At 71.1% G+C, this 12362-nt stretch carries 10 protein-coding genes and 1 pseudogene; 7 read left to right on the top strand and 4 right to left on the bottom strand.

The genetic code is table 11. From position 1 onward, the window contains the following. The 3 genes and pseudogenes from DY245_RS16840 to DY245_RS16830 form a co-directional block, all read left to right on the top strand. Nucleotides 1–828: pseudogene (locus tag DY245_RS16840) on the top strand (serine/threonine protein kinase); the annotation flags it as partial. A gap of 131 nt (nt 829–959) precedes the next feature. Then, on the top strand, nt 960–2702 hold the full coding sequence (locus tag DY245_RS16835; protein ID WP_128508075.1) for a succinic semialdehyde dehydrogenase: 1743 nt from the start codon (nt 960–962) through the stop codon (nt 2700–2702). A gap of 20 nt (nt 2703–2722) precedes the next feature. Continuing rightward, nucleotides 2723–4576 (top strand): GMC oxidoreductase, encoded by a 1854-nt coding sequence (locus tag DY245_RS16830; RefSeq protein ID WP_128508074.1) that lies wholly within the window; start codon nt 2723–2725, stop codon nt 4574–4576. 101 nt (nt 4577–4677) lie between these two features. Here DY245_RS16830 and DY245_RS16825 read toward each other — a convergent pair whose 3' ends face one another. Beyond that, nucleotides 4678–5757: an LAETG motif-containing sortase-dependent surface protein gene (locus DY245_RS16825; protein ID WP_128508073.1), complete on the bottom strand. Its 1080-nt coding sequence runs from the start codon at nt 5755–5757 to the stop codon at nt 4678–4680. Nucleotides 5758–6655: 898 nt separating this feature from the next. After that, on the bottom strand, nt 6656–6973 hold the full coding sequence (locus tag DY245_RS16820; protein WP_128508072.1) for a chorismate mutase: 318 nt from the start codon (nt 6971–6973) through the stop codon (nt 6656–6658). A gap of 253 nt (nt 6974–7226) precedes the next feature. Between DY245_RS16820 and guaA the strand changes: the two genes are divergently transcribed. Both guaA and DY245_RS16810 read left to right on the top strand, forming a co-directional pair. Next, complete coding sequence (guaA, locus tag DY245_RS16815) at nt 7227–8813, top strand: glutamine-hydrolyzing GMP synthase (RefSeq protein ID WP_128508071.1); 1587 nt, start codon at nt 7227–7229, stop codon at nt 8811–8813. Nucleotides 8814–9013: 200 nt separating this feature from the next. Continuing rightward, a complete protein-coding gene (locus DY245_RS16810) occupies nt 9014–9901 on the top strand; it encodes a 2-hydroxy-3-oxopropionate reductase (RefSeq protein WP_181923720.1) in 888 nt (295 codons plus the stop codon). 14 nt (nt 9902–9915) lie between these two features. Here the strand turns inward: DY245_RS16810 and DY245_RS16805 are convergent, their stop codons facing one another. Then, nucleotides 9916–10377, bottom strand: a complete 462-nt coding sequence (locus DY245_RS16805) for an SRPBCC family protein (protein WP_128508069.1) — start codon at nt 10375–10377, stop codon at nt 9916–9918. A gap of 144 nt (nt 10378–10521) precedes the next feature. Here DY245_RS16805 and DY245_RS16800 point away from each other — a divergent pair, with 144 nt between their 5' ends. Next, nucleotides 10522–11319 carry a class II aldolase/adducin family protein gene (locus DY245_RS16800; RefSeq protein WP_128508068.1) on the top strand — a complete coding sequence of 266 codons (798 nt, stop codon included), beginning with the start codon at nt 10522–10524 and terminating at the stop codon, nt 11317–11319. 51 nt (nt 11320–11370) lie between these two features. Here the strand turns inward: DY245_RS16800 and DY245_RS16795 are convergent, their stop codons facing one another. Beyond that, entirely contained in the window at nt 11371–12129 is a 759-nt protein-coding gene (locus DY245_RS16795; RefSeq protein WP_128508067.1) for a bestrophin-like domain, read from the bottom strand. Here DY245_RS16795 and DY245_RS44435 point away from each other — a divergent pair. Next, entirely contained in the window at nt 12128–12286 is a 159-nt protein-coding gene (locus DY245_RS44435) for a hypothetical protein (protein WP_181923719.1), read from the top strand. The two genes, DY245_RS16795 and DY245_RS44435, sit on opposite strands and share 2 nt — an antisense overlap. The last annotated feature ends 76 nt before the right edge of the window (nt 12287–12362 follow it).

Here is a 12362-nt window from a genome sequence, read left to right as displayed (position 1 = left end):
GCCCCGGCCGTACCCGGCCGTCCGCCCGTCGGACATGGCGCCGGACGGCCCGGTGGCCGTACGGGCGGCCGCACCCCGGGCATGCCGATCCGCGACGCGCTCGACGACCGGGCGCTGGCCGCGGCGGCCCGCCCGCACACCGGCCGTACCCGCACCGTCCTGCTGGTCGCGCTCGCGGCGGTGGTGATCGGCGGCGCGGGAGCGGGTATCGCGGCCCTCCTGATGAACGGGAGCGGCACCGACGACGACAGCGGCCGGAACGGCCGCCCGAGCCGGTCCCAGCAGGCCTCGGACGCGAAGCCGACCGGGGGCGGCCGCCACGGCGCAGCGCACCCGACCGCCGAGGTCACCGCGTCGCCCTCCCCGGGCGGCACCGCCCGGGTCCCGGCCGGCTACCGCTTCGTCCGCGACCCGGCCGGCTTCGCGCTCGCCGTACCGGAGGGCTTCACCCGGTCGTACGAGAACGACCGGGTCTACTACTACTCCCAGGGCAAGCGGTTCCGGATCGGCGTCCAGTTGCAGAAGCGGGTGCCGCAGGGGCCGATCGGCGCGATGCGCACGGCGGACGCCGAGGGTCCCGCCAACTACCGCGGCTACCGCCAGAACCAGGTCACCGAGACCACCCACAACGGACTCCAGGCCGGTCTCTGGGAGTTCGTCTGGAACGGCAGCGCGCAGGACGGCGGCCCGCGCTACACCTACGACCTCAGCTGGGACGAGAGCGGCAGGATGATCGATGTGTGGATCTCCTCCCCGCTCGGCTCGCAAACCGAGGCCAAGCGCCACTTCGACACCGCGCTCGACGCGTTCCGGCTGACCGGGACGTGAGCGCGGGCCCCTCCGGTCGTCCCAGACCAGGCCCCTTGCGGCCAGCGAACACTGGCACGATTGTGCGCGCCGCGTGAAAACTCATTACTGCCGGGTACACAAAGCGCCGGGGGAGGAATACGCTCGCCCGCATGACGGACCCGCAGGACACCGGAACCTCCCCCACGCTCGACTCCGCTCGCGTGGGAGGTGCCCCCATCGCCGCCGACGAGGCCCCCGCCGACGCCGAAGCCGCCACGGCGGAAGCCCCCGAGGCCCCCGAAGCCGCCGCGCCCACCACGGCGCCCGCCGACGGCAACCCGGTCGCGGCCTCCCCGGCAGGCACCCGCACCGCCGCGGACGTGGTCACCCCCGAGGTCGCCGCCCGGCTCACCCGCGGTGTGGTCGGCCGAGGCCGCACCGCCAACCACACCCCGTTCACCGGGGAGAAGCTGGCCGACCTGCCGGAGTCCACCCCCGAGGACGTCGCCACCGCCTTCGAACGCGCCCGCGCCGCCCAGGAGCGCTGGGCCAAGGTCCCGGTCAAGCAGCGCGCCGCGGTCCTGCTCCGCTTCCACGACCTGGTGCTGCGCCGCCAGGCCGAGGTGCTCGACCTGATCCAGCTGGAGACGGGCAAGGCGCGGCTGCACGCTCATGAGGAGGTGCAGGCGGTGGCCGTCGCTGCCCGCCACTACGGCCGCAAGGCCCCCGCCTACCTCAGGCCCAAGGGCCACACCGGCGTCGTGCCGACCCTCACCAAGGTCACCGAGCTCCGCCAGCCCCGCGGCGTCGTCGGGCAGATCGCTCCCTGGAACTACCCCTTCGAACTCTCCGTCGGCGACGCCCTGCCGGCCTTCGTCGCGGGCAACGCCGTCGTGATGAAGCCCGACACGGAGACCGCGCTGACCGCGCTGTGGGCCCGTGAGCAGCTCATCGAGGCCGGGCTGCCGGAGGATGTCTGGCAGGTCGTGATCGGCGAGGGCCCGGTCGTCGGCCCCGCCGTCGTCGAGCACGCCGACTATGTCTCCTTCACCGGCTCGACCCGTACGGGCCGCGAGGTCGCCCAGGGCGCCGCCGCCCGCCTGGTCGGCGTCTCCCTCGAACTCGGCGGCAAGAACGCCATGTTGGTGCTCCATGACGCCGATGTGGAGAAGGCCGCCTCCGGAGCGATCCGCGGCTGCTTCTCCTCCGCCGGCCAGCTGTGCATCTCCATCGAGCGGCTGTACGTCCATGAATCCATCGCCGACGACTTCGTCCAGCGGTTCGCCGCCCGTACGAAGGCGATGCGGCTCGGCAACGCCCTCGCCTACGGCGCCGACATGGGCTCCCTGGTCGGCGAGCGCCAGATGGAGACCGTCACCCGCCATGTCGAGGAGGCCGTCGCCAAGGGCGCCGAGCTGGTCGCCGGCGGCCGCCCCCGCCCCGACATCGGCCCGCTCTTCTACGAGCCGACCATCCTCGACGGCGTCCAGGCCCCGATGGCGGTCTGCGGCGAGGAGACCTTCGGCCCGGTCGTCTCCATCTACCGCTTCCGCGACGAGGACGAGGCGGTGGCGCTCGCCAACGCCACGCCGTACGGCCTGAATTCCAGCGTCTGGACCAAGGACGGCCGCCGCGGCCGCGCGGTCGCCGCCCGGCTGCGTACCGGCACCGTCAACGTCAATGAGTCCTACGCCGCCGGCTACGGCAGCGTGCAGTCCCCGATGGGAGGCATGGGCGACTCGGGCCTGGGCCGCCGGCACGGCTCCGAGGGCATCCTCAAGTTCACCGAGGCGCAGACCGTCGCCCAGCAGCGGCTGATGCCGCTCGCACCGTCCTTCGGGATGACCGATGAGAAGTACGCACAGTTCATGACCCGCAGCCTGCGCGTGATGAAGGCGTTCCGACTCCGCTAAAAGATCAGCAGGGAGAGCCAGTGCCCCAGGAGAACTCTGCCCGGGATCAGGACCGGGACGGCGACCGGGACGCCCACGATGCGCACGACGCCCAGGACGACGGCTATGACTATGACGTCATCGTCGTCGGCTCCGGCTTCGGCGGCTCGGTCTCCGCGCTGCGGCTGACCGAGAAGGGCTATCGCGTCGGCGTCCTCGAAGCCGGCCGCCGCTTCACCCGGCAGACGCTGCCAAAGAACTCCTGGGACATCCGCAACTATCTGTGGGCCCCGGCGCTCGGCTGCTACGGCATCCAGCGGGTGCATCTGCTCGGCAAGGTCATGGTGCTCGCGGGCGCCGGCGTCGGCGGCGGCTCGCTCAACTACGCCAACACCCTCTATGTGCCCCCGAAGCAGTTCTTCGAGGACCAGCAGTGGGGCCACATCACCGACTGGCACGCGGAGCTGGCGCCCTACTACGACCAGGCCAAACGGATGCTGGGGGTGCGGCTCAACCCGACGATGACGCCCTCCGACGTCCACCTCAAGGAGACCGCCGAGAAGATGGGCGTCGGCGACTCCTTCCATCTCGCCCCGGTCGGAGTCTTCTTCGGGGACGGCAAGGACGCCGACGGCAGTGCGAGGACGGCGCCGGGCACCGAGGTCCCCGACCCGTACTTCGGCGGCAAGGGACCCGCCCGCAAGGCCTGTACGGAGTGCGGCGAGTGCATGACCGGCTGCCGGCACGGCGCCAAGAACACCCTCAACGAGAACTATCTCCACCTCGCCGAGCAGGCCGGTGCCGTCATCCACCCGATGACCTCGGTCGTCACCGTCACCGAGGACTCGCGCGGCGGCTTCGCCCTTGCCACCCTCCCCACCGACAACAAGCGCAAGGGCCGGGGACGCACCTTCACCGCCCGCCGGGTCGTGATCGCCGCCGGCACCTACGGCACCCAGACCCTGCTGCACAAGATGAAGGACGGCGGACTGCTCCCCGGCATCTCCGCCCGGCTCGGCGAGCTGACCCGGACGAACTCCGAGGCGCTGGTCGGCGCGCAGACCGACAACCGCCGCTACCGCAAGCGGCACGGCACCAAGGCCGACTTCACCCGCGGGGTCGCGATCACCTCGTCCATCCACCCCGACGCCCACACCCATATCGAACCGGTCCGTTACGGCAAGGGCTCGAACGCGATGGGCGCGCTGTCCATCCTCCAGGTGCCGGTCGGCGGCCGCGGCTCGCGTGCCACCCGATGGGCCGCGAACTGCGTACGGCACCCGCTGCTGCTGATGCGTTCGCTCTCCAACCGCCGCTGGTCCGAGCGCACCATCATCGGCCTGGTGATGCAGTCGCTGGACAACTCCCTGACGACCTACCGCAAGCCGGACGGCATAGGAAAGGGCCTGCTCACCGCCCGCCAGGGCCATGGCGCCCCCAACCCCGAGCAGATCCCCGAGGCGACCGAGGCGGCCACCCTGCTCGCGCAGGAGATCAACGGCTTCGCCGGCAGCAATGTCGGCGAACTGATGGGCACGCCGCTGACCGCGCACTTCCTGGGCGGCTGCCCGATCGGCGAGGACGCCGACCATGGCGTGATCGACCCGTACCACCGGCTCTACGGCCACCCGGGCATCTCGGTCGTCGACGGCGCCGCGGTCTCCGCCAACCTCGGCGTCAACCCGTCCCTGACCATCACCGCACAGGCCGAGCGCGCGATGTCGCTGTGGCCCAACAAGGGCGAGGCGGACCCGCGTCCGGCCCAGAGCCAGGGGTATCAGCGGCTGGCGCCGGTCGAGCCGGTCCGCCCGGCCGTCCCCGCGAAGGCGTTCGGCGCGCTGAATCTGCCGTTCCTGGCCGTCCCGCCGGTGCCGCCGAAGAAGTCCCTCACATAGGACGAGAAGTCCCGCACCTGCTACGGCAGTTACGCCCGGCAGACGGACACGACGAAGGGCCGCACCGATCCCGGTGCGGCCCTCCTCATCTGCGGCTGCCGTTACGCGGCGGCCGCACCGTCCGTCTTACGACGGCGGACGACGAAGATCGCGCCGGCGCCCACGACCATGGCGACACCGCCCACGATGCCGATGGTCGGCAGCGCGGAGGACGCACCGGTCTCGGCGAGGTTGCCGGTCACCGGCAGCTTGTCCATGCCGCCCTTCGGCTTGGTGTTGTTGACCGGCTTCTCGCCGCCCTGCGTACCGGGCTTGTTGCCGGGCTTGCCGGGCTTGGCCGGCGGGATGTCACCCGGGTTGCTGCTGGCGGGCAGGATCGTGAAGTCGTACCACTGCTCCTCGGCCCAGCCGCAGGAGCCGTCCTTGTTCTGGTAGTCGCCCGCGACCAGTGCGAAGCCGTCACCGGCCTTGGCGCCCTTGTCGGCGCGGATCCGCATCTTGAGCTCGGCGGTCTGGTGCGCGTCGAGCTGGAACCAGCCGAAGTACTGGCCGTCGGTCCACTCGTCGAACGAGGTCCACTTGCCGGTGTCCGGGTTCTGGTACTCCAGGTCCAGCTGCGACTTGGGGTGGTCCATGTCCTCGGTCGGCACCGCGTAGATGACCGGGTAGACCTCGTCCAGCGTCTGGTCCGTGGTGTTGGCCAGCTTCACGCTGAAGCCCTTCCAGCCGCCGCCCGCGACGAGCTTGGAGGGCAGGTTGGCGACGGTGACCTTGATGGCGGCGTCGTCGACCTTGCACTCCGGCTCGTCCCCGGGGTCGCCCGGCTCGGTGGGCTTGGCCGTGGTGGTGGGCTTCGGGGTGCCGCTGGGCTTGGTGTCGCCGCTCGGGGTGGCCGGGGCGGTCGGCGTGGCGCCGTCACCGTTCCCGGTCTCCTCGCCGGGCTTGGTGTCGTCGCCCGGCGTGGTGTCGCCCGGTGCGGTCTCGTCACCGGCGTCCGGGGTCGCCGGCTGCGTGGCGGTGCCGTCGGTCTGCTCCGAACCGGGGGTGCCCGGGGTCGGCTCGGCGCTCACGGTGGACTCGGCGTCGGTACCGGTCGCAAACGCGGCGGGGGCCGCCATGAGGGCGGCGGGGGCTATGACGGCCGTCGCGGCGGCAGCCGTCAAGGCACGGCGAAGCTTCATCGAGAAGACCTCTCGGGGTCCAAAGTGCCGTTGGCCGGCACAAGTTGGTGGCGGGCCGTCGCGGTGGGGCGCGGTATGGCCGTGCGATTGCAGGTACATGACCGGCCATGGCCAAAAAAGGTTGTTCGCTCGGACGGAATTCTGCCCGTGACGCCCGTCACAGCTGCCACACAGCGGGAACAAAGCAGACGCACAGCGCATACCGCGCGCAAGCCGTGCGCCGGGCGTGCGCCCCCCCACAGCGAAGGGCCCCGGATACCGTCCGCGAGGGGGGTGCGGACGGCCACGGGGCCCTTGGCTTTCGGTGCCGGCGTCAGGGCAGCGCCGGCACCGACGGGCGGCGCTGGGGGGGGGTAGCGCCGCTGGCTTATGGGGTGGTGCTCGATGGTGCGGAACCCGCGGTGGTTCGGACCAATGGCAGTGCAAAAGTCCCTACCGAGTGCGGTACGTCGTTCGTCAAGCATCGTCCTGGATACGCCTCACCTGGCGCAACCGTTTCGACCGGATGCGGTCGGTCCCGGGCGTCCCCAGGACCGACCACCCCATCGGATGTGACCGGGCTGCTGTCCCCTGCTGACCGGCCACGGCACCGGAACGAGGTCCCACGACGCGGACCGCGGCAAGCGGTCGGCGTCTCATCGCTCCGGCTTTCCGCCCGTGGGGCGGCGTCTACGCGTAGTCCTGCAGGCCGCGCCTGGCTGGCGTGGCACCGGGAACAACGAAGCCTCGCTGCGGCCGGTCACGCGCCGTACGGGTGAGTCGGCAACCGAACAGCTGCGCCGGGCGCACACTCTCGTGGCATGCGCCCCGACCGCTCCCCGAAACCGACCGAGCACCGATCGGAACCGGCCACTCCACGGCCCTGTCCCTGCCTCGGATCCGCGGTCCCGCCCCTGCCTCAGATCTGGCCCCGCGAGAGCTCCAGCAGCGTCATCGCCAGCGCGGTGCCCGGCTTGCCGAGCTGGTCGCGGTAGTGGGCGAGGATCTCCATCTCGCGGGAGAGGTTCACCCTCCGCCCGCCGGAGGTGAGGCGCTCGCGCTGGATGACGGCCGAGACGGCCATCCGTTCCTGTACGAGGCCGATGATCCGGCCGTCGAGATCGTCGATCCGGCGCCGTGCGTCGGTGATGAGCCCGGCCGCCTCCGGGCTCCGGGCGCCGGTGTCGGGGGCGTCGGTCGTGGCCGTGGCGGGGGCGATGCTGGTCTCGGTGCTCATGTCCGTCTCTCCTGGGGTGGGTGGCCCCGGAGCCGATGATCGGGTCCGGACAGATGCAGAACGCCCCGGACCTTGTCGGCCCGGGGCGCCTGGGAAGATGCTTGTCAGTGGATCAAGCAGCACGACCATGGCAGCCGGACGGGCCGGTGCCATAGGTAAAGACGAAGGTCAGCTGCTTGGACATGGCGCTCAGTATGAGCCCGTTAGAATCGAAAGTCCAACCCCTGCTCCACACCGCCGGAAGGCCGCCGAAGTGCCATCAGCGCCCCCTGCCGCTGCCCCGGACGTCGTCCTCGTAGTCGACTTCGGCGCACAGTACGCCCAGCTCATCGCCCGCCGCGTCCGTGAGGCCCGGGTCTACAGCGAGATCGTGCCGTCCACCATGCCGGTGGCGGAGATGCTCGCCAAGAACCCCAAGGCGATCATTCTCTCCGGCGGGCCGTCGTCGGTCTATGCCGAGGACGCCCCCAGCCTTGACCGTTCCCTGTTCGAGGCCAGTGTCCCGGTCTTCGGCATGTGCTACGGCTTCCAGCTCATGGCCACCACCCTCGGTGGCACCGTCGACAACACCGGCGCCCGTGAGTACGGCCGTACCCCGCTGACCGTCTCCCGTCCCAGCTCCACCCTCTTCGAGGGCACCCCCGCCGAGCAGTCGGTGTGGATGTCGCACGGTGACGCCTGTTCCGCCGCCCCCGAAGGCTTCACGGTCACCGCGTCCACGGACGTGGTGCCGGTCGCCGCCTTCGAGAACGACGAGAAGAAGCTCTACGGCGTCCAGTACCACCCCGAGGTCATGCACTCCACGCACGGCCAGCAGGTCCTGGAGCACTTCCTCTACCGCGGCGCGGGCATCGAGCCGAACTGGACCACCCACAGCGTGGTCGAGGAGCAGGTCGCCGCGATCCGCGCACAGGTCGGCACCAAGCGCGCGATCTGCGGGCTGTCCGGCGGCGTCGACTCCGCCGTGGCCGCCGCCCTCGTCCAGAAGGCCATCGGCGACCAGCTGACCTGCGTCTACGTCGACCACGGTCTGATGCGCAAGGGCGAGTCCGAGCAGGTCGAGAAGGACTTCGTGGCCGCCACCGGCGTCCAGCTGAAGGTCGTCGAGGCCGAGGAGCGCTTCCTGAACGCGCTCGCCGGCGTCAGCGAGCCCGAGCAGAAGCGGAAGATCATCGGCCGCGAGTTCATCCGCGTCTTCGAGCAGGCCCAGGCCGAGCTGGTCGCCGAGGCCGGCGCCGAGGGCGAGGAAGTCGCCTTCCTGGTCCAGGGCACGCTCTACCCGGACATCGTCGAGTCCGGCGGCGGCACCGGCACCGCCAACATCAAGTCGCACCACAATGTCGGCGGTCTGCCCGACGACATCGAGTTCGAGCTCGTCGAGCCGCTGCGCCAGCTGTTCAAGGACGAGGTCCGGATGGTCGGCACCGAGCTCGGCCTGCCGGACGAGATCGTCCACCGCCAGCCGTTCCCCGGCCCCGGCCTGGGTATCCGGATCGTCGGTGAGGTCACCAAGGAGCGCCTGGACCTGCTGCGCGATGCCGACGCCATCGCCCGCGAGGAGCTGACCGCGGCCGGTCTGGACCGCGAGATCTGGCAGTGCCCGGTGGTGCTGCTCGCGGACGTCCGCAGCGTCGGCGTCCAGGGCGACGGCCGCACGTACGGCCACCCGATCGTGCTGCGCCCGGTCTCCTCCGAGGACGCGATGACCGCGGACTGGACCCGGATGCCGTACGACGTGCTGGCGCGGATCTCCACCCGCATCACCAACGAGGTCGCCGATGTGAACCGCGTCGTCCTCGACGTCACCAGCAAGCCGCCGGGCACCATCGAGTGGGAGTGATCCCACCGACCGCCTGACGACGCCGCCGCTCAGCCTGCTGAGCGGCGGCGTTTTCGTGTCGGGGGAGCGGGGTGCCGGGGTACGCCTGGGGCGGTGGTAAGGCACGCGGCGGCGCGCGCCTCACGGGATGACTTCCGTCGACGACTTTCGTATGGTGGCAGTCAGGATCCATCATGCGGAAACATGGAGGGTGTGGCGCAATGAGCACGATCGGTTTCATCGGACTCGGCATCATGGGCAGCCCGATGGCGGTGAACCTCGCGAAGGCCGGGCACACCGTGCTCGGCTGGAACCGCAGCCCCGGCCGGGCGGCCGCGCTGGTCGCCGCCGGCGGCACCAAGGCCGCGTCGATCGCCGAGGCGGTCCGGGCCGCGGATGTCGTGATCACCATGGTCCCGGCGTCCCCGCAGGTCGAGGCGGTCGCGTACGGCCCCGACGGCATCCTGGAGAACGCCCGCCCCGGCACCCTGCTGATCGACCACTCCTCGATCACCCCGCAGACCTCCGTCGACCTCGCCAGGGCCGCCGCCGACAAGGGCATCCGGGTGCTCGACGCCCCCGTATCGGGCGGTGAGGCGGGCGCCGTCGAGGGCGTACTGTCGATCATGGTCGGCGGCGAGCGGGCCGACTTCGACGCCGCACGGCCGGTCTTCGACGCGGTCGGTACGACCGTGGTGCACTGTGGCCCGCACGGCGCCGGGCAGACGGTCAAGGCCGCCAACCAGCTGATCGTCGCGGTCAATCTCCAGGCCCTCGCGGAGGCCGTGGTCTTCCTGGAGAAGTCCGGCGTCGATCTGCGGGCCGCCCTGGACGTCCTGGGCGGCGGACTGGCCGGCTCCACCGTCCTGAACCGCAAGAAGGACAACCTTCTCGCCCGCGACTTCACCCCCGGCTTCAAGCTGGAGCTGCACCACAAGGACATGGGCATCGTCACCGACGCGGCCCGCAGCGTCGGCGCGACCCTGCCGGTCGGCGCCGCCGCGGCCCAGCTCATCGCCTCCGCCGTGGCCCGCGGCGACGGCGGCCTCGACCACTCGGCGCTGCTGCGGGGTGTGGAGCTGCTGAGCGGGTACGGGCCGGCGGAGTAGGGCGCGGGCGGGCTTCAGCCCCGTACGGCCGAGGCCAGCCGCTCCAGGGTCGTGGCCATCGCCGGGCCCATCCGCTTGGGGTAGCCGGGGAGTTCGATGACAAGACGGGGGAAGCGGGCGCGCGACCAGTCGTAGGTGTGTGTGACGCGGGTGGCGCCCCCGCCGTCGGCGCTCAGCTCGTAGCGCCAGCGCTGCCCGCCGACGAGCCGCCGGCCGCGCACCTCGCCCCAGGTCTCCCAGGCGATCAGCCGGTCCTTCTCGTACTCCACCACGACATTCACCGACCGGTACGCGATCCGGCCCTGCGCCATCCCCATGCTGAACCGGTCGCCCGGGCCCAGCGGCGAGGGCCCCTCGGGGCGGCCGCGCAGCATGCCCGAGCCGTCCAGCTCGGCGTGCCTGGCCGGGTCCCGGAGTACGGCGAAGATCTGCTGCGGTGTGGCGTCGATGTCCTTGCTGACCGATACGGCTCTCATTGGTGTGCCCCCTCTGTGCCGTTCTGGTGCCCTCATGATGCCGGTAGCCGCAACCGCCCCCGTCGCGGCCCTGGTTACCTGCGGTAGTGGAAGGTAGCTTCCGCATCGAGCACCAAGAGCCGCATGTGCAGGAGGAGAGCCGCGATGCCCGAGCCGACGCCCATACCCACCGACCAGCTGCACTTCGCGATGCCGCCGACGCACGAGACCGTCGAGGACGAGCGACGCCACCGCAAGGAGCGCCTGGTCGCGGCGCTGCGCCTCTTCGGGCGCTTCGGCTTCGAGGAGGGCGTGGCGGGACATATCACCGCGCGCGACCCGGAGTTCCCCGACTGCTTCTGGGTCAACCCCTTCGGGATGTCCTTCAAGCACATCACCGTCGGCGATCTGATCCTGGTGAACGCGGAGGGCAAGGTCGTCGAGGGCCGCTACCACGTCAACCAGGCGGCGTTCGCGATCCATTCACAGGTCCACCAGGCCCGCCCCGACGTCATCGCGGCCGCCCACAGCCACTCCACGTACGGCAGGGCGCTGTCCTCGCTGGGCGAGCTGCTGGACCCGATCACCCAGGACGTCTGCGCGTTCTACGAGGACCATGCGCTCTTCGACGACTACACGGGTGTGGTGGTGGACGAGGAGGAGGGCCGCCGGATCGCGGCCGCCCTCGGCCCGCACAAGGCCGTGATCCTGCGCAATCACGGGCTGCTGACGGTCGGCGACTCGGTGGACGCGGCGGCGTGGTGGTTCATCACCATGGAGCGCTCCTGCCAGGTGCAGCTGACCGCGAAGGCCGCCGGCAAACCGGTCCTGATCGACCACCACAACGCCGTCCACACCCGCGAGCAGCTGGGCAACGACCTGGTGGCGTGGATCAACTACCAGCCGCTGTACCAGCAGATCGCGCGGAGCGAGCCGGATCTGTTCGACCAGGGCGAGTCATAGGGATGAGCCCGGGCCAGGGCCCTGCGGGGTATCGACCCGCAGGGCCCCGCCTCACAGATGCGGGAACAGGTCGAGGAACGGATCTGCACCTGCGGAGATACCGCGGCTGAACGGTGCGTCGAAGTCCCAGACGAGGAACAGCAGGAAGGCGATCAGCGCGCTGAAGAGTCCGGCCATCAGCAACTCCCGCCCCGAACGCCGGATTTGCAGGGTGAACATCACGCCCACGGAGATGGCGCCCCCGGTGATCAGCCCGAACCACACCACGCCCGGCAGCGTCGAATCGGCGGCGTCCGCACGGGCGGTGCGGGCCCCGTCGGCCACCGCGACCTGGTCGACGAGCGGCTGGTAGGACTGCCCTTCGAAGTCGTTGGCCGGGTGGTAGTCGGTGACATCGGCCCGGACCTTCGCCAGCAGGTCGGTGCCGCGCTGGGTCAGCTCCCCCTGATCGGCCATGACCGGCCACTCCTTGTGCACCACGTGCGTCACATACGCCTCGACGTCCGAGCGGATCCGGTCCCGCACCGGCGCGGGGTAGGTCCGGGCCCGCACACTGACCTCGTGCAGCGCCTGCGCCTCGGTCCGTACGGTGTCCTCGGCCACGCTTCTGGCCTCCCAGACACCGGCGATGGCCAGGCCCAGCACGATCGCGTACACCACCCCCACCATCATCGTCAGATACTCGATCACATCGGGTGTTTCGGACGGGTCGTCGTCCTCGCTGATCCGGCGCTCCTTGAGGACGGTGATGGTCAGGACGACGCCGCAGGCTACGGCCATGGCGATGGTCAGTACCAGCCATTGCGACATGGAGACCTCCTACGAGGAACGGCGCCCGGCGGAACCGGACGAGGAGCGCGAACGGGGACGGAGGGCGGCGCCGGCCAGCACGGCCGGGGCGGTGATCAGCAAGGTCGTGGTCACCATGGAGCGCCCGCCGTGCGGCCTGTGGGACGCCGGCGCATAGCTGCGGGGGAGTGCGGGCGGAGGTGACGCCGGACGCCGCGGGATCCTGGGCGCGGGCGGCGGGGGAGGGGGCGAGG

It is taken from the genome of Streptomyces inhibens, assembly GCF_003389455.1.
Classification (GTDB): domain Bacteria; phylum Actinomycetota; class Actinomycetes; order Streptomycetales; family Streptomycetaceae; genus Streptomyces; species Streptomyces inhibens.
This window is presented reverse-complemented; position numbering and strand designations above follow the sequence as displayed.